At 71.4% G+C, this 17,916-nt stretch carries 13 protein-coding genes; 7 read left to right on the top strand and 6 right to left on the bottom strand.

From position 1 onward, the window contains the following. Window positions 1-364: 364 nt before the first annotated feature. From ACIRPU_RS36495 to ACIRPU_RS36485, 3 genes are all read right to left on the bottom strand, one after another. Window positions 365-841, bottom strand: a complete 477-nt coding sequence (locus ACIRPU_RS36495; RefSeq protein ID WP_403875117.1) for a hypothetical protein — start codon at window positions 839-841, stop codon at window positions 365-367. 128 nt (window positions 842-969) lie between these two features. Then, window positions 970-2,016: a caspase domain-containing protein gene (locus tag ACIRPU_RS36490; protein ID WP_403875115.1), complete on the bottom strand. Its 1,047-nt coding sequence runs from the start codon at window positions 2,014-2,016 to the stop codon at window positions 970-972. Then, window positions 2,013-2,438 (bottom strand): hypothetical protein, encoded by a 426-nt coding sequence (locus tag ACIRPU_RS36485; protein WP_403875139.1) that lies wholly within the window; start codon window positions 2,436-2,438, stop codon window positions 2,013-2,015. Before ACIRPU_RS36485 ends, ACIRPU_RS36490 begins: the two co-directional genes overlap by 4 nt. A 494-nt stretch (window positions 2,439-2,932) precedes the next feature. Between ACIRPU_RS36485 and ACIRPU_RS36480 the strand changes: the two genes are divergently transcribed. The 3 genes from ACIRPU_RS36480 (at window position 2,933) to ACIRPU_RS36470 (ending at window position 5,629) form a co-directional block, all read left to right on the top strand. Next, window positions 2,933-3,406 (top strand): hypothetical protein, encoded by a 474-nt coding sequence (locus tag ACIRPU_RS36480; RefSeq protein WP_403875113.1) that lies wholly within the window; start codon window positions 2,933-2,935, stop codon window positions 3,404-3,406. Between the two features lie 297 nt (window positions 3,407-3,703). Beyond that, window positions 3,704-3,937, top strand: a complete 234-nt coding sequence (locus ACIRPU_RS36475; RefSeq protein ID WP_403875111.1) for a hypothetical protein — start codon at window positions 3,704-3,706, stop codon at window positions 3,935-3,937. Between the two features lie 303 nt (window positions 3,938-4,240). Beyond that, window positions 4,241-5,629 carry a hypothetical protein gene (locus ACIRPU_RS36470; protein WP_403875137.1) on the top strand — a complete coding sequence of 463 codons (1,389 nt, stop codon included), beginning with the start codon at window positions 4,241-4,243 and terminating at the stop codon, window positions 5,627-5,629. A gap of 147 nt (window positions 5,630-5,776) precedes the next feature. Here the strand turns inward: ACIRPU_RS36470 and ACIRPU_RS36465 are convergent, their stop codons facing one another. Beyond that, window positions 5,777-6,508 (bottom strand): hypothetical protein, encoded by a 732-nt coding sequence (locus ACIRPU_RS36465; RefSeq protein ID WP_403875109.1) that lies wholly within the window; start codon window positions 6,506-6,508, stop codon window positions 5,777-5,779. A 249-nt stretch (window positions 6,509-6,757) separates the two neighbouring features. On the opposite strand from ACIRPU_RS36465, the gene ACIRPU_RS36460 reads away from it, so the two are divergent. Both ACIRPU_RS36460 and ACIRPU_RS36455 read left to right on the top strand, forming a co-directional pair. Next, a complete protein-coding gene (locus ACIRPU_RS36460) occupies window positions 6,758-7,936 on the top strand; it encodes a S1 family peptidase (protein ID WP_403875107.1) in 1,179 nt (392 codons plus the stop codon). A gap of 265 nt (window positions 7,937-8,201) precedes the next feature. After that, window positions 8,202-13,352 carry a hypothetical protein gene (locus ACIRPU_RS36455; RefSeq protein WP_403875105.1) on the top strand — a complete coding sequence of 1,717 codons (5,151 nt, stop codon included), beginning with the start codon at window positions 8,202-8,204 and terminating at the stop codon, window positions 13,350-13,352. Window positions 13,353-13,532: 180 nt separating this feature from the next. Here ACIRPU_RS36455 and ACIRPU_RS36450 read toward each other — a convergent pair whose 3' ends face one another. After that, complete coding sequence (locus tag ACIRPU_RS36450; protein ID WP_403875103.1) at window positions 13,533-15,179, bottom strand: sigma-70 family RNA polymerase sigma factor; 1,647 nt, start codon at window positions 15,177-15,179, stop codon at window positions 13,533-13,535. 326 nt (window positions 15,180-15,505) lie between these two features. Between ACIRPU_RS36450 and ACIRPU_RS36445 the strand changes: the two genes are divergently transcribed. After that, on the top strand, window positions 15,506-15,910 hold the full coding sequence (locus ACIRPU_RS36445; RefSeq protein WP_403875101.1) for a hypothetical protein: 405 nt from the start codon (window positions 15,506-15,508) through the stop codon (window positions 15,908-15,910). A gap of 92 nt (window positions 15,911-16,002) precedes the next feature. On the opposite strand, the gene ACIRPU_RS36440 is transcribed toward ACIRPU_RS36445, so the two are convergent. Next, window positions 16,003-16,767 (bottom strand): sugar isomerase domain-containing protein, encoded by a 765-nt coding sequence (locus tag ACIRPU_RS36440; protein WP_403875099.1) that lies wholly within the window; start codon window positions 16,765-16,767, stop codon window positions 16,003-16,005. A gap of 171 nt (window positions 16,768-16,938) precedes the next feature. On the opposite strand from ACIRPU_RS36440, the gene ACIRPU_RS36435 reads away from it, so the two are divergent. Continuing rightward, complete coding sequence (locus tag ACIRPU_RS36435; protein ID WP_171395067.1) at window positions 16,939-17,823, top strand: MurR/RpiR family transcriptional regulator; 885 nt, start codon at window positions 16,939-16,941, stop codon at window positions 17,821-17,823. Window positions 17,824-17,916 lie beyond the last annotated feature (93 nt).

Here is a 17,916-nt window from a genome sequence, read left to right as displayed (position 1 = left end):
CCACCCCACGCCCAAACACCCGGCAGCCCCAACGGCCACCGGACACCCAGTCCTGCCCAAACAACCCCTGACCTGGACCTATTTACGCGTCAGAGGCCACATACGGATTTCCGTATGTGGCCTCTGTCGTGCTCGGGGGGCCAAACAGCGCTCCGCTCCGCCCTGCCTCGTTCCGGAAGGCCGTGCCAAGCCGTTCATCAGGGCCGTCTCCTCAGCGGTCGAACCACTTTTCGGTACGGTGTGACGGGACGGCCTGGCTTTCGCCGCGGGGCGGACGAGATCGAAGCGGGCCACGGACTCCGCGACCTGCCCGTCGGTCGGCCTGAGATGGGCCGACCGCGTTCGCCCGAGACCGCGTGCGATCTCAGCCCGTCTTCGATCTGTACGCGTCGACCGCATGATCGTGCACGCGGGCGACCGTCGCACGCTCCTCTTCGGGCCCCGTCGTCAGCAGTACGTGGTAGCGCCCCTCGACGAGCACCACCGTATTCTTCGCGTACACGGACTTCCCTTCCTGCGTGGACCACGTGAACTCCCCCACAGCAGAGGCCTGTTCACCGACCTTGATCGCGCGGATCCCGCTTGACGTGGCCCAGTTCGCATCCCGAAAGATCTGCAACTCCGGTTCGTCGTCGCGCTGGTAGGCGACAGGACTCATGGTCGTGGCCGCAGCAACGTCGCGGCCGGGGACGACGGTGAGCGTGTAGGAGCCGTGCGTGTATCGGTACTGCCCGGAGACGTTCTTGTCGTGTGGCTGCCAACTCGTCGGCACTTCGGTGCTGAAGTTCGGCCCCTGGGCACGCACGTAACCGCTGGCCGATGACGCGGCCGGCGTCGTCACCGGTGTCGGTGTGGGCGTCGCAGTTGAATGGGTCGAGCGTCCATGCGACGTATTGGTGCCGTCCTTTTGGGCGTCATCCTCGAAATACCTGATTCCGAAAGGGGCGACGGCCAGCAGAGCCAGCGCGGTCAGCCAGCTCCAACGCTTCCATGTCCCGGGTGCCGGCTTCCAACGCCTCGGCGTGGAGTCTTCGCCCGCCGTCGATTGCGCCGAGCCCGCGTGTTCCCCCGCAGTTCGGCCTCGCGATTTCCCGTGCAGCAGGTCGATGACGAGCGGTCCGGAATCGACCTGCCGAGGGCGTGACTTTCCGTCGGTCTTCGCCGTCCCGAGGCCTCCGTCCATGGCGCCACCCGGTGAGGAAGTCGCAGCGAGGCGTTCTGGGAGCGGAACGTGCGAGGCCGCCGAGGATGTAGGCGCGGCCGGTGGTACTGACAGTGCGGCCACCGCACGGTTGCTACCAGGGCGATGGCGTGACCGGCATTGCGTGCGCGCTGCTGCGGAACCGGTCGGGACTTCGCCTCCAATTCCTGGCGTACGTGCCAGAACAGCGTTTCCATCTCCAGCGGATCCGAAGCGCCGGGGACTCCGAACTCCAGGGCTTTCAGAAGCTCGCCGGTGAAGGCGGTGTACGTCTCTCCTTCGGGTGCCCAGGCGAGTTTCGTCTCAGCCGAGGCGGTCATCAGGTAAGTGCCCTCGACCATGGCGTGGTTGGCCACGTCGAGCGCCGTGCCCATGTGTCCGACGAGCGCCCGGCCGCTGTAGCAGCAGTCCAATATCACCACCTTGCTCGTGGCCGTACAGGTGTCGACCAACTGCAGGCGCAGGTCTTCATAGGCCACGGCACGGTAGAGGCGCTGAGCGTGTGCATTCGACAGGGCCAGATAGAGCTCACCGTTCGGGGAGACCAGTCCGTGCCCCGCGAAGTAGACCACCAGGGCGTCTTCCGCCTCGGCTGCGGCATCGTGCACGGCGTCCAGGACCGCGTCCGGGGAAGGCGGGTTCAACAGAACAGTGCACTGATCGGGACGCCGTAGCCCCCACAGCTCGGGGTCGCCCAGAACCTTCGCCAGGCGGTTGACGTTGTTCCCCACCGACGGCAGGTCAGGCAGCGTGTCGTACCTGTCCACCCCCACGATCACGGCACGGGATTTCGCCGGGTCGGGCAGTCTCTTCACGGGCTGGTGCCCGCTTCGTCACCGGCCTCCGCCTGTCGCTCTGCTTGGTCGGTCGCGGACGCGGCCCGGAGTGCCTCCACGATGCGCCGGATCGTCTCCTGGGACGCGTCGTCCACTGTGAGGGGCTGGCCTGTGGCCGTGACGGTGATGGTGATCGGTGGCGCGGCCGGACGCGCGGCGCGCCAGGCCGCATAAGACATCGCCAGGTTCAGCGCCGAGAACCCTTGGCTGAGGAACATATCGATGACCTCGACCGTCCCCATGGTGCCGCCGGGCTTGCCGCACGGCACCATTTCCATCGTGGCCTGCCGTCGTACGTCGGCATCCAGCCTCAGCCACTTGTGCAGGTCGGACAGGGCCTCCTGCCCTTCGTCGGCAGTCGTCTCGATCCGGATGCGCATGCCTTCCCCCAACCCTTCCATCTCGCCCACGATAGGGAAGGTTGCGCCTCCTGGGAGCCGAAACGCCGATCGACGCGAGCCCGGATCCCGCCCTCTGTGGTGGGGTGGTTGCAGCAGGTTGCCGAAGTGTCTCGCGGTCGAGTTCTCGGCAGCCTGACCGGGCGTCGAAGCCTCAGGTCAACGCTCCCTCTCCAGCTGGCTCCTCTGTGTCGAGGCCGGCAGACGGAGATGACCGACTCGCGGTGATCCTGCTCATTCAGCTCATACTGAGGGTCCGCCCGGCAAGGGAAGCGGTCTCGGAGCAGGCAGGGTAACTCATGGCAAATGCACGTAAGTTCTTCATACCGGCCGCCGCCGTAGCAGCGCTGCTCACAGTCTCGGGGTGTTCGGAGGATAAGCCAGCCGCCCAGGCTTCCCCGTCCGAGCTCGCTCACTACACTGCCGCTCCCGGCCCGGCGACTCCGACGCAGAGCCCGACGACGGCCGCGCCCGCGGAGTGCGTGAAGACTAGTGGCATGAGCGTCGAGCAGCTGACCGAGTATCTCAAGAATCTACGCAGCGCCAGCGGCGAATACCAGACCAAGGGCTTGACCCTGGACTCCTCCGGCCTGAACTTCACCCCGGAGGCTATCCAGAGACCGTGCGAGGCAGTGACGGTAAAGCTCGCGCGTTATTGGGTCGACGTCAAGAAGAAGAGGGAGGCGACCGCCGTCAGCCCAGCCCGCTACGAGTACCAGTACACGCTGATCGACGTCACGACCCACAAGGCCGGCCCGCAGGATGGCAGAGTCCCCGACACTGCGCCGCCGGGGGGCGGCGACTGCCAGGGCTCGGTTTCGGTAGCCTACGTCGGCGAAGACATTCCGCTGCGATCCCTGCCGTACGACTTGGAGCTCATCAATGCGACAGCCCCCGTCCCGGTCAAGGTGGACGGAGACGGGGTGCTGTCCGCGGTCTACATGTCGCCCCTCGGCGTGGTGTCCTGCTGACCGCCGATTCGAGCGGGGGTCTCGCGGTGGTAGCCGCGAGTTCGCCGGTGGTCCGGCCTTGTCGCTTGTCGTGTGAGCGGTGGCGACCTGATCGAGCGGGGGGCACCGGCTACCGAGTTCTGGACGCCGGCAGTCATACGGCGCAGGCTCCCTGGCTGAGGGCTCAGGCCCCGTCCTTACGGGACGGCCGTCACGGCTTGCTCTGGTTGACGGCAGCTGCAGCGTGGCGAAGGCCGGTGGGGGTGCAACGAGGCACACACACGCGCGTGGTCGGCCGGCGCACCCGCCGTCGTACCTGTGGTCTTGGCTCTGGCCAATCCACCGTGGCAGCGGGACGTGTGGCTCGACCCTTCGGAGTTCGTAAACATCGACCACGTCTTCCACACGCTCTTCGATGACTTCTGTGACGCCGGTGAGCCCGAGCGGTTTCTCGGCATCAGCTTGAGAACGGTCGTGGCCATCGCCGGACGCCTCGCTCAGGTCATGGTCTCGAACGACCTGCTCTTGCTGAGCTGTGGGCAGAATGCGTGAGTGTCTGACTGCGTGACAACGCCGACGGACAACGGCGGACGAGCGCGAACGTCTGCGGACCATCAGCACAGGTGAGCTCACCTCGGACCGACTGGTGCACTGGACGGTGTCGTCGCGGAAGGCATCGATACGCAGCGCCGCGCGCGGGTGATCGGGTGCAGGGGCCGCGTCGTCGCTCGATCGGCTCGCCATAATCCTCATGCGTCGGTCTGCGGCACCCCAGTACGATCCCCTCGCCGCTCGTGCATCAGTGCGTATCAAGGCACCGCGTGCGAGCATCCGAACGGGAGGGATCACTTGACCATGTCCTTAGGCGCGAGACCCCGTGCAGTCCTCGCTTCACTGGGAGCCCTCGGCCTGGCACTGGCCGCCGCCGCGTCGCCCGCGAGCGCGGCCGGCGGGACGCCCACCACACCGACTCAGCTGTTCGACGGCTACCGGCACTGCTCGACCGACGCGGACCGGCCCTCGTACCGCTGGGCCGGCGAAGGACTCGTCGTCGAGGGTATGCCCGGGATCACCGACACCACCGGCAACTCCCCGGTCGGCGTGCGGTATCAGACCTGGCCGGTCACCGATCCGACGCGGATCACGACGGTCACCCGCGAGCACGCCGCCCCCGGCTTCGAGGCCCCCGCCACCCTGCCCGGCAGTGCGCTCGCCGACGGGCAGACCTACGCGTGGCAGGCGCAGACGGTGGTCGGGGACGCCGTCTCGGACTGGTCGGCCCCCTGTTATGTCACGATCGACAACACCCGCCCGGCGAATGCACCCACGATCACCTCGCCGAACTACCCGCCGGACGTGTGGAACAAGGGCGGCGAGCCGGTCGAGTTCACGCTGAGCGCGGGCGGTGCCGACGACGTCGAGGGGTTCGAGTTCGCCTGGCAGCGGGACCTGCCGGTCATCGGCACGAGCATCGGTGACTACGGCGTTCCGCAGCCCGTCGACCCATACTCCTTCACGAGTTACCGCAAGCGCGCCGACGCGCTCGGCGGGTCGGCCACGCTGAGCCTGGTCCCGCCGTCCGGCTCCGGTCCGATGACGCTGTGGGTGCGTAGCCGGGACCGGGCCTACAACGCGTCTGCGATCACCCGATACTCCTTCCTCGTCAGCTCCGCGGCGCCCACCGTCACCCCGGCCGTCCCGGGGCCCGAGTTCGGTGAGCCGACCGGGTTCACGCTCCGTCCCGACCCCGAGCTCCAGGCGAAGAGCCCGATCGTCAGCTACTCCGTGCAGACCCTCGGTGGTCAGAACAACAGGACGTTCGAGGTCGCGGCAGGGGCGGACGGCACAGCGACCGTGGAGCTCGTACTGGACGGCGTCTACGGCGAGAACCTCCAGGTGACCAGCAAGAGCGCGAACGGCTGGGTCAGCAGCGCGGCTTGGTGGAGCAGCAGCTACGACACCACTCCCTCGGTCGCTTCGGACGCCTACCCCGAGAACGGTTCCAGCGGTGGCGTCGGCGTCCCGGGCACCTTCACGTTCACGCCGAAGGTGAAGGATGTCGTGAGCTACACGTACACCTTCAACAACGGTGACCCGGAGGTCACGGTCCCCGCGGACACCGATCACGCCGCGAGCATCGACTGGACCCCGTCCTCGGACGGCTGGTACGACCTCACGGTCTACGCGACCACCGGCTCCGGCATCCAACTGGCGCCCTACGACTACTTCTTCACCGTGAACTGAAACACCGAACGCACCGCGTATCGGCATGCCCGGGCCCGTCGAAGACGTCGGTGGGCCCGGGGCAACCGCGATACGCAGTCATCATCCGTTCCGCGTGGTGGGTCATGGCCCGCGGAGATCCCCCTGCCAGAACCGGGCCTCCCGAGTTCAGGGCTTCGGCCGGGTGACTGATGAGGCTGTCGCTTCGTCGCCCTGCAGTGCTCCGCTGATCTCCAGAAGGCGCCCCTGGGGCAGGGCGAAGGCGTTGGTGGGGTTTCGGTAGGAGTGTCCGCCATCGTTGATCCGGACGCCGTTTGCCGGCCTCCAATGAGCGGGGGCCCATTGGCCCTGGTTCTCGAGGAGCATCCTCGCCACTTCGGCGGGCTCCTCGATCACGGTGAGAGCGGCGAGCGCGGTGGTGAGGGCGTTGGCCGCGTCGTCGGGAAGACCCGCGTCACCGAGTGTGGGGAACAGCAGCAGGAGACGGGCGTCGGCATCGTCGACGCCCTCTGCCGCCGGCTGTCGGGCAGCGGACAACAGTTCCGGCCAGGACATGCCCGGCCCCATGAAGTGACCGTCGTCGACAGCGAGGGTTTCCGCCTCGGACCAAGCCGGGTGATGTATCAGGTAGTCCACCCCCCGATCGCCCTCGAAGTTGCGGTAGACGACGTGGATGGTGTGGCCGGAGCACAGGGGCACGCTGAACACCGGCCACTCATGTGCGGCGGACAGCACGCCGTACAGCTCCATGGCCGCATCCCAGTCGGCGCCGAATGCGGCTCGTTGTGCCTCTTCCCCACGCAGGCAGGTGCCGAGGTGCACAGGCCAGAACAACGGGTTGTCGAGGTAGTCGTCCCCCTGGGCCAGGGGGCCGTCTTCATATCCGGGGATCTTGAACACGTGAGGATGATGGCACGCGAGACTGACACGGCTTCATGTTCGAGGTCCGGCCCTACATTCGGCCCTATATTCGACCCTGCGTTCGGCTCTGCGTCGGCTCAGCTGACGGTTCAGAGACCGAAAGAGGGGCTCGCATTGGCCTAGACCTGACAACCGGACCGGGCTAGGCTCTGCCGCGCCACATCTGAGAGCGCTCTCACCCATCCGCTGTTCCACCCCCACTTCCTGGAACGACGAAGGGCAACTTCCATGAGACGCACACGGTTCAAGCACGTCTGTCTGGCCGCGCTACTGACGCTGGCCGGACTCGGCGGCGCGGGCACGCTGCCCGCGGCGGCGAGCGGGGGCGGTGCCACGGCCTCCTCCCTGTCGGCCGCCAACGCCGCCCCCGCCTCCGCCGCACTGCTCGACGCCATGCGGCAGGAGTTCGGGCTCAGCGAGGAGCAGGCGGTGGCGCGGCTCGAGGCCGAGCAGAACGCCACCGCGCTCGAGCCGAGGGCCCGCCGCACGGCCGGGACGGCATACGCGGGATCCTGGTTCGACGCCGCCGAAGGGCGCCTGACGGTGGCCGTCACCTCGGAGAGTTCGCAGGCCACGCGCGCGGCGCTCCGTGCCGAGGGAGCCGGTGTCCGGGTGGTCCGGCACAGCGCACGGGTGCTGGACGCGGCGAAGTCACGTATCGACCGGCTCTCCGCCCCCTCGGCGGTGGGCGGTTGGCACGTCGACGCCGCGGCGAACACCGTGGTGGTCACGGTCGTCCGCGGCAAGGACGCCGACAACGATGTCCAGCGGTTCCTGACGCAGGCCCGTGCCGCTGGTCCCGTCACCGTCGAGACGGTCGCCGCGGCTCCGCGCACCTTCGCGGCGGGCACGGTCGGCGGCGACCCCTATTACACGGGCAACGTCCGCTGCTCGATCGGCTTCTCGGTCTACGGCGGGTTCGTCACCGCCGGTCACTGCGGCCAGGCCGGTGCGGGCGTCCGGGGCTGGGACGGCTCGTACATCGGCAACTTCCAGGGATCCTCGTTCCCCGACAACGACTACGCCTGGGTCAACGTGGGCAGCGGCTGGTGGACGGTGCCGGTCGTGCTCGGCTGGGGAACGGTCTCCGACCAGTTGGTGCGCGGCTCGGCCGAGGCCCCGGTGGGCGCGTCCGTCTGCCGGTCCGGGTCGACCACGCACTGGCACTGCGGCACGGTGCTGGCGAAGAACGAGACCGTCAACTACAGCCAGGGGGCGGTGCACCAGATGACGAAGACGAGCGTCTGCGCCGAAGGAGGCGACTCCGGCGGCTCGTTCATCAGCGGCGACCAGGCACAGGGCGTCACCTCCGGCGGTTGGGGCAACTGCACCGGCGGCGGCGAGACATGGTTCCAGCCGGTGAACGAGATCCTCAGCCGCTACGGGCTCACCCTGCACACCTACTGATCGCGAAGGACGTCCCGAGGAGTCCCGAGGAGTCCCGAGGAGTCCCGTGCCTCCGGCGTGAGTCCGGCGGCCGGGGCCCCTCCCGGGCCGCCGGACCGGGAGCGGTCGCCATGCCCGGGGCGGTCGCCATGCCCGGCGGCGGACGCCATGCCCGGCGGCGGACGCCATCGCTCGTCATCGGGGTCCGACAACCGCCAGGCGTACGGTAGTTGAACACTTCGCGTGCGGCCTGACCTGCCGTCGGGGCGTCCTTACGCTGACGCGCGTGCGAGAACAGCGGCAGGCGGGCGACGACCGTCACAGCAGTGCCCGCGAGCGGTCCCCGCGGGCGCCCCGGGTGGCCCGGGCGGCCGGTCGGAGCAGTGGCCAGAACCCCCTGCTGGGGCTTCAGCAGACCGCGGGGAACGCGGCGACCGTCGCCGCGCTCAACGCGGCCGGACCGTCCACCTCTCGCCGAAGGCCTCCGCAAATACCCGCCGCCATCGAGGAGGTCGGGGACGACGCTCTCGAACTCCCTTCGTATCTGCGGGACATGGAGGCGCCGGGGCTGTCCACGGCGTATGGGCTCACCGGCCACGAGTTCGTCACCACCACGCTGGCCGACGCCGTCGGGCGGCGTGACGGTGTGGTCGCGGAGATCGCCTCGGAGCTCGCCGGGCGGCCCGAGTCCTTCTACGGGCGCGGCCGGGCCTTCGCCGTCACCGGGGTGCGGGGCACGGACCGTTATGACGTCACGGTGAGCGTCTCGCCCGCCGACGACGACCGTCCCGGCGTCTTCTCCGTCGAGGGTCAGGACAGCGAGGGCGCGGCCACCAAGATCGACGTGCAGCACAACACGGCGGCCACCGTCGCGCAGAGTACGAGCGGGTCCGCGTCGAAGGGCGTGGCGTTCACCGGGTTCGGGCTGGCCCCGGTCGCACCCGGGGTCTGGGTCGGCGGGGCGGCCACCGTCAATGCCCAGCCCTTCCAGTCGTCGCGGGACTCGCGCACCCAGCGCAACATGGCGGAGCCGCGGGTTCTGCGCAGCGACAAGGGGTCGGTCGAGGTACCCCGCCGGGTTCGCTACAACGTGCGGATCATGAAGGACGGCGAGCGCTCGGCCCGCAACGCCGGCGGGTCCGGCGCCCTGACGATGCGGGTGCCGGTGGAGCATCTGGTGCCGACGGCCGCCGGGCCGGTGCCCCGTCCGCGTCCGCTGGCGCCCGAGACCGCCCGGGCCGTGTCGCTGGCGGACTCGATGGCCCCGCTGGCCGTCTCGGATCAGGCCGCGCCGCACCAGGGCGGCGGCGGGCTCTTCGACGCGGTCGCCTCGGCGCTGCATCCGTCCTTGACCTGGCCCGGTGCTCCCGGCCGGGCCCGGGTCTACGAGGCCACCGCCACCGCGACCGTGCTGGAGGACCTGCCCCGACTGCTGCGTGACGGGGTCGTCGGCGAGGATCTGACCAGCAGGGACGGCAGCACCACGGGCACCTACCGGATGCGGGCCGCGATCACCGAGCTGGCCCCCGGGTGGAGCACCGGCAAGACGCAGCTGCGCACCCATCAGCAGGCGCAGCACGCGGTGACGGACACCGCGGGCAAGGGCCGGGGCGGTGCGTTCGGCGCCGGTCCGGCGGCGGGGTTCGGCGTCCTCGGCAACGCGGCCGCCGTCCGCGGCACCGTCATGCCCGTCGCCGGGGCGCGCAAGGCGCGGTTCAGCGTGGCCGAGCAGAACGTGTCCAGCCGCCAGGGGGCGGAGGTCCGTGGTGAGAAGGTGCTGTACCTGGGCACGGTGCTGTTCAGCGTCGAGGGCACCGGTCCGACCTCGCCCCTGACCAGGGCGCGGGGCGGCGGCCGTACCGCGCACCACACGATGCGGGTCTGGGTCTCGCTGCGGGCCGACGAGGCGCAGGAACTGGGGCTGCCCCTGCCGGAGGGGGTGACGGCCGGCGAGTTCGTCAAGCGTCCGGAGCGTGCGGGGACGGACGTCAAGGGCAAGGGCAAGGCCACGGCGGCCGGACAGGATCTCGCGGAGGGCGAGGAGCGGACGGCCGAGGAGCGGGCCGCCGAGCACGACGTGCGGCACCTGCCGTTCGGCGCGATGGGCTCCAGCGTGGCGATCAGCCGGCTGGACACCGCGCCGATGATGCGGGCCGTGACGCGGCTGTTCGCCACCGATGCGCGGCTCGCCGGGTATCTTCCCGCCTTCGGGGAGGAGGAGCAGCCGCGTGATCTCAGCCCCGAGGAGGCCGAGGTCCAGCGGCGCAACTACCGCGAGCTGGTGACCGTGCTGTCGGAGACCAACCTGCGGGTCAACAAGGACCAGTTGCTGTCCACCGGCGTGCGGGTGCGGCTGCGCCGGAAGTCCCGCTTCCACGCGCACGATGTGCAGCTGAAGGTGACCGGTTCACTGCGGGAGACCGGTCACCTGGGCGGGACCAAGGACTGGCTCGTCCGCAGCCACGCGGGTGTGGCGAGCAACCTGCAGAGCGGGCGGGCGAGTTCGCGCACGGTCGGCGGGATGGCGCTCGGCCAGTTCCGGCTGATCCCCGGTGCGCTGACCCTGTCGGCGCGTGCCGAGAAGGGTCGTACGACGACGCGGCGCGGTCTGGCCGGTCCGACCCTGCGCACCGACGTCCTCACCAACGGTTCCGAGGACGCGAGCGTGTTCGGCGGGGCGTTGAGCCTGAACGTCGACGTGACCATGACGTCCCGGCAGCGCAAGGCGGCTCGCGCGCTGACCCCCGGCGCACCGGGCCGGGACGCGCCCGACGCCGAGCGGGTCGGGACGCTGCCCCTCGATCCGCAGGACGTGCGTCTGCTCACCCCGACCGCGTTCACCCTGGACGGCGACGCCAAGCGGCACTTGGACGAGGCGACCGCCGCCCGCCGGGCGGGTCATCGTGATACGCGGACGGAGTTCGCGGCGGCGGGCATCGGTGACCTGGCCACTCTGGCGTCGCGGCAGCTGGGCGGCAGGCGGGGGGTGCGGGACTGGACGCTCGTGGAGACCGTGGGCGACGGGCAGCCGGTGCGCGACCTGGCCTTCGAGCTGCTGGCGCGGGCCGCCGCCCGCAACAAGGAGGCGCGCGAGGACCGGGCGCTGGAGACGGAGGGTCTCGCGCCGCGGCTCGCGATCGAGGACCGGTTCAGCCCGCAGGCGGTGACGGCGGCGCTGCGGCAGGCCGTCTCGGCCGGCTGGGTGGTGCAGAACCTGCGGCACGCGCGGCGGCTGGCCGGGCTGAACGGCGCGGTGGGCACGCGGTTCGCGCTGACCGGTGGGCGGGTCGTCCATCAGGGCACGGGGGCGGGCACCGAGACCTTCGTGCTGGGCGGTCATCAGGTCACCGGGCAGGAGGGCACGAGTCACAACGTCTCGGTGCAGGGCGGCCTGACGGGCGCGGAGAACGGCGCCGAGTGGCGTCTCGCCGAGGGTGTGGCGGCCGGCCGGACCCTGGGCAGCGGCGACACGACGGCGTCCACGCTGGTCGGCACCGTCGAACGCAACGCGCACACCTCCCGCAAGAGTCCGCTCTATCTGGTGCAGTGCGATCTGGTGGTGCGCATGGTCGCCGAGGTCGCGGTGACGGGCGGCGGCCCGTATGTGGCGCGCGGTGGCCGTACGGTGCCGGGGGCGGTCTCGGTGTGGCTGACCGAGCGTCAGCTGCGGGCGGCGGGGCTGAAGGTGCCGGGCGAACAGGGGCGCGAGGACGCGGCCTCCGGTTCGGGTACGACGTCGGCGGGGACGTCCGGATCATCCGGGAAGTCCGGCGAGTCCTCGCGCCCCGCCGGGACGGTACGGGCCGGCAAGGAGGCGGAGACCTCGGCGGAGACGACGTCGACGTCCGGCGGCGCCCCGAAGAGCGCGCCCCTGCTGCCCCCGGCCCCGGTTCCCGCCCTGGCGGAGTCGCTTCCGCTCGGCTTCGGCATGATCGAGGATCTGCCCGACTTCGTGCCGCTGCTGGAGGCGATCCGGGGCCGCCTCGGCGCGTCCCTCGCCGACGATCTGCTGCCGCGTACCCGGCTGACGGACCGTAACGACAATGTGCAGCGGCTGCTGCGGGTGCTCGACCGGGACGGCTCGGCGGGCCTGTTGTCGAGCGCGATGGACGGCGGGGTGGGCGTCGAGCTGCTCGACGGGCGCAATCGGCCCTACCGGGCGCTGTTCCGGATCCGCAGGACGGGGCGGGGCAGCTATGTCGAGACCGCGTCGGACGGCCGGGACATGGAGTACATCACCGCCGCCGCCGCCCAGCGGGCCAGCGCCCACGACGAGAGCGACAGCCGGGGCGTCGAGGCGGTGGTGGCCGGCTCGGGTAAACCCGACGGGGGCGCGGGCCAGTTGAAGAGCGCCGGCGCGGCCGCGGGACTCGGTCTCGGCGCGAGCGACTCGCGCCGCTCCGTGGGTGTCGGGCGTGCTCAGCTGGGCGTGAAGACCGTCGCCGAGGCGGGTTCCGCCTTGTCGGCCCGGATGAACGTGCCGATCGAGGCGACCCTGGAGGTGTTCTCCGGTAACCGCCGGGTGGCCCTCGCGCCGTTGAAGGGCCTGAGCCTGACCCACCGGGTGCTGGCCGCGGATCTGCGTGCGCTGTCGCAGCTCGCCCCGGTGCCGCCCCAGCAGGTCGGCGTGCACGCGGTGGCCGCCGAGGACGCGGGTGCCGACCGGCTCGGTCCCTGGCGTGACTCCGGGGTCCGGCTGCCGATGGAGGCCCAGGTCAACGGGTTCCGGGGGACGCCCAGGGTGCGGCAGGCGGTCGACGACGCGGTGCGGCGGGCGGGTGGCGGCGCGCGGTTCCGGACCGGCGGCGAGGCGGCGTATCACCTGCTGCGCGAGGCGGTCTCCACGGAGTGGCTGATCGCGGCGCTGCCGCTGCTGACCGCCGCGGGCGTCGATCTTCCGCCGGTGCACGCGACGGGCGCGTCGGGCCAGGACCTGCGCGCCTCGCTGCACGCCAGGCTGCGGGCCGGCCGGGTGCTGGGCGTGGGCGACAAGATGACCTTCGAGACGGTCGCGCAGAGCGGGCTGGACGCGCCGCGTCCGGCGGGCACGGACGGCCAGCGGGCCGACGAGCACGGCCGGTCGGCGCGCGGCCTGCTGGGCGCGGGGGTGCTGAACGCGGACGAGTTCCGGCTGAACCAGCTCCTCGGCGCCGTGGACGGCTCCGGCAGCGGAACGGCGACCGCCGCCAACGCCGCCGGGTCGATACCGCTGCACAAGCCCAAGTCCGAGTCGGTGCTGGTCCAGTTCACGCTGGATGTGCGGGCGGTGGCGCAGGTGAGCGACCGGGTGCGTTCGGGCCGCCGCGGGACGGCCGTGCAGGAGGTCACCCTCCCGGAGCCGGTGGTCGTCCGGATGCCCGCGCCCGTGGTGCGGCGCATGCTGGCCGACGCGGCGAACGCCGGGATCCTGCGGGATCCGGGGGGCCACCTGGCCTGATCCGTCGGTCGCGGCGGCGCCGTCCCGCCGGGGCGGGGTGTCGCCGTCGGCGTGGACGACGAGCCTGCCGCCTTCCGCGAGCGCGGCCCGGCGCGTCGGCATCCGCGTCTGCGGCGGCAGCCGCTCCTCCGGCTGGCTCCGGCGTCGAGGGAGGAGGTCCCTCGACGGCCGGGCCACGGGTCAGAGCTTGGCGCCGAAGTTCTGTGTCCACCACGGGCCGCCGGCGCCGTCGTGGATCCCCACGCCCATGTTCTTGAAGGAGCAGTTCAGGATGTTCGCCCGGTGGCCTTCGCTGTTCATCCAGGACGTCATCACCGAGGAGGCCGTCTGCTGCCCCTTGGCTATGTTCTCGCCGTACGTGGACCAGCGGTACCCGGCGGCCGTGATGCGCTGGCCGGGGTCGGCGCCGTCGGGGTTGGTGTGGTCGAAGAAGTCGCGGGCGGCCATGTCGTCGGAGTGGCCCTGTGCGGCATCGCGCAGCTGGCCGTCCTCCGTGAGCGGGCCGCAGCCGGCCGTCGCCCGCTCCTTGTTGACCAGCGCGAGCACCTGGGTGGCGAGATCGGACGAACCCGCCTGCACGGTCGGCGTCTCGGAAGCGGTCCGCTTCGGCCGGGTCGACTTCGCCGGGGCCGCCGCGACGGCGGTCCTGCCGGCGCGGGGAGTCGGCGAGGCGCTCGCGCTCGGCGACTTCGAGGCGGACGCCGTCGGGGACGGGGACGGGGACGGCGAGCCGCTGCGGGCGCTGTCCGGCGTGGGACGGTCCGAGACGAGGGCGTCCGTCGCGGGCTGTACGGCGGTGCTCTCCCCCGTCCCGCCGTCCGACTGCGTGGCGAAGTGGTAGAGACCGCCGCCGGCCACGCAGGCGGCCACGACCGCGCCGCCGACCGCCCTTCGGCGGGTGCGCCGCCTGCGACGGGCGTCGGTGCGGGAGGTGGCGCGGTCCTTCGGGGCGCGGCGGTTCACCGGCGGGAGGGACCCGCCCAGGTGCTCGCCCTCGGCGAGCGGGGACGCCGAGCCGACCATGGCGATGGTGTCGGTGGCCGGGTTCGTCCTCGCCAGGAGCGCGGACGACGCCGAGACCAGCGCCAGGCCGGCCAGCAGACCCTCGGCGGGCGTCAGCCCGCTCCACAGGCCCGAGCAGCGGGCGCAGCCGCGGGCGTGCCGGGCGGTGCGCTTGCGCCACAGCGCCGAGGGCCGGCCGTCCCAGCCCGCGAGGGCGCCGCGCAGTTCCGGGCACTGCGGTCGCGAGTCCAGGGCCCGCACGACGACACGGGCCGCCTCGAGCTGTGCCTTCATCCGCTGTACGCGGACCGCGGTGTGCTCCGGCGTCAGGTCCAGGGCAGCGGCGATCTCGGCCCGGGTCAGTTCGCCGGCGCACTCCAGCCACCACAGGGACAGCAGTCCCCGGTCGTCGGGCTCCAGCCAGCGGGTCGCGCGCGCGGTCTCCTGCCGCTGGCCGGAGAGCTGGAGTTGCGCGATGGTCAGGTCGACGAAGTCGGCCCCCGGATCGGCGACGTCGTCGGCCTCCTGGATGGCGCCCTGGACGGGCTGCTGCCGGTTCCAGTGCGCCCGGACCTGGTTCATCGCGATGGCCACCAGCCAGGAGCGGAAGCTCGCGGGATCCCGTAGCGTGCCCAGCGAGTCGAGGGCGCGCAGCATGGTGTCCTGCACGACGTCGTCGACGTCCACCGAACCGTTCATCGCCCGGCCCACGATGTTGTAGACGAGCGGAAGGTACGCGCCGACGAGCCCGTCCCGGGCCGCCTGGTCGCCCGCTCGGGCGGCGGTGACCAGCGCCACCGCCTCCACCGTGTGCCGTGTACTCATTGCGACTTCCCTGTCCTCGACGCCGAACGGTGCTGTCCGTCCTATGGGGGATCTCCGCGGTCCCACCGGATAACAGTTCCTCGGAAATTCGTGCGAGGAGAGACTCACCGCTTCGGTGCCCTGAGTGCAATGGGAGCCGTCACATCAGGCGTGGTGCGTCGGCCGCGATGTCGCGCTTCGAGGGTGCGCGACGGGCTCGCGACGGGTCGTCGCCGCCTTCGTCGAAGGGGTGTCGGCCTGCTGACCTCGACGACTACGGTGGCCGGGCCGGCCCGCCGTGTCCCACGCCCCCGGTGACCGACGTCCGCACGGCACAAGGAATCCCTATGACTCGAATGCCTGTTACGGCCAGATATGCCCGCGTGCTGCTTCTGGCCCTGGGCCTTTCGGGCCTCGCCTGTTCAGTGCGACTGGCCGTGGCCGCCGCCGTCTTCGAGTCCGGCGCGTTGGGCGGCCTGGTCGTCGGGGTGCTGTTGCTCGCGGCGACGGGGTGCGCGGCGCTCGCCGTGGCGTCGCTGGTCATCTCGGCGAGGTTCGCCGACGGCGGTGGCGCGGTGCGCGGGGGCGCGGTCGCCGTCGGCTGGGTGATCGTCCTGGGCAGCTCGGTCGCGGCGCTCGCCCATCACCTCGCCTGGAGCGCCGGCACCGCCCTGGGAGCCGTACTGGTGGCCCTCTCCAGCGGTGCGGCGACCAGGGAGTGGTTCGGGCGCACGCGCCTTTCGCGTGCCTGATCAGCGCTCCTGGTCGGTCCGGTGACTCCGATCCCCCACGGCGATGTCGCCACCCCCGCACCCGCCCCGCTCGCCCTCTCCGGCCCGAGGCGCTAGCTGGCGGTGCGCCGGATCCGTCCGGCGTATCGCCGCTCCAGCTCCAGGTTGCCCTCGAAGCCGCCGGGCACGTTGGCGGAGACGTAGACCGGGGGGCGGTCGCCGGAGGCGAGGAGCTGGGCGGCGGCCTCGGCGACCGTCATCTGCACCAACAGGGCGCCGGTGAGCGTGGACAGGGCGCAGACCGCGCCGCCGCCGGGCAGCGGGAGGAGGGCGTCACCGGGCGGGGCCGCGTTGTCGAGGGCGACGTCGGCGAGGTCGGCGAGCTTCCTGCCGCTGGGGTGGACGGCCGGCACGGCCGCGGTGTGGGCGAGGGAGGTGATGGCGAGGAGCCGGTGTCCCCGCTCCTTGGCGTGCAGGGCCATCTCGACCACGACGCTGTTGACCCCGGAGTTGGAGATGACGACGAAGAGGTCCTGGGGGCGGGGGGCGGCGAGTTCGTAGAGGCGCAGCGCGATGCCGGGCCGCCGTTCGAGGAGCGGGTCGTCCAGGACGCCGGGGTGGTCGCCTCCGTGCAGGACGAGGTCGGCCATCTGAAGGCGGTTGGTGGGCACGAGTCCGCCTGCCCGGCCCGCGAGTTCGAGGACGAGGGCCTGGGAGTGGCCGGTGCCGAAGGCCTGGACCACTCCGTCCTCGCGGACGCAGTCGGCGATCAGCCCGCCGGCCGCGCTCACGTCGCCGCGCGCCGATTCGCCGAGGCCGTGCAGGACGGCCAGGCTCTCGCGCGCGAAGGTCTCGGCACTCACGGACTCGACGGTCACGTCACACTCCTACCTGGTGGATTGAACCACCCCATACACGGCTATCGATGAATCAATAAATCATAGGCTCAGGCCCTCGGGCAACGGGCCCGGCGGGGTCGGCCGTCCGCCGTCGACCATCGGTCCTGGTATTCAGAGCCTTCCCCAATGGGTGGCTGATACCTTCTTCGCATGCCCTCGACCGATGTCACCACCCTGATCCGCACCGAGCTGCCCCGGCTGGCCGGCTCCCTGCGGAAGGTCGGCGAGCTGATCCTGGAGGATCCGGCCGCCGTCACCCACTGCTCGGCCGCGGAGCTGGGCCGCCGCACCGGCACCTCCCAGGCCACCGTCACCCGCTTCTGCCGGGCCGTCGGCCTCGACTCGTACCAGCATCTGCTGATCGAACTGGCCCAGGAGCGCGGTCGCGGCGAATCCTCCGACTGGGGCAGCGCCGAGATCGGTCCGGACATCTCCCCCGACGACAGCCTGGAGCGGGTCGTCCAGGTCGTCGGCACCGCCGACCTGCGGGCCGTCCAGCAGACCATCGACCGGATCGACCTGGACGCGATCGAGCGCGCGGCCCAGGCGGTGGCCCGCGCCCGGCGCATCGACGTCTACGGCGTCGGCGGCAGTGGCGCGGTCGCCCAGGAGACCGAGACCCGGCTGTTCCGCATCGGCTGCGCGGTGCGCGGCTGGACCGAGGTGCACGCGGCCACCACCTCGGCCGCCCTGCTGACCCCGGCGGACGTGGCGATCGGCATCTCCCACTCGGGGGCCACCCGGGAGACCATCGAGCCGTTCGAGCTGGCCAAGGAGCGCGGCGCCACGACCGTCGCCCTCACCGCCGACTCGCGCTCACCACTGGCCCGCGCCGCCGACGTCCGGCTGATCTCCTCCTCCTCGGAGACCAGCTTCCGCACCGGCAGCATCGGTGCGCGCCACTCGGTGCTCATGCTCATCGACTGTCTCTACGTACGGGTCGGCCAGCTCTCCTACCAGCGGGCCAGCGCCTCCCTCGCGCTGACCGACCACATCGCCGGGGCGCATGCGGTGAAGGCCCGGCGGGCCCGCTGAGCCGAGCGGTCATGCATGGATGAGCCAACCGAAACGACAAGAAATGGTTGATTGAACCACCCTGCGGTGCCAGGATGGGGCTCCCCCGCGCAC

Origin of the sequence: Streptomyces sp. NPDC102259 (genome assembly GCF_044766465.1) — a bacterium.
Lineage (GTDB): Bacteria > Actinomycetota > Actinomycetes > Streptomycetales > Streptomycetaceae > Streptomyces.
Note: the sequence above shows the minus strand (reverse complement) of the source record. Positions and strands in the feature narration are given on the sequence as shown.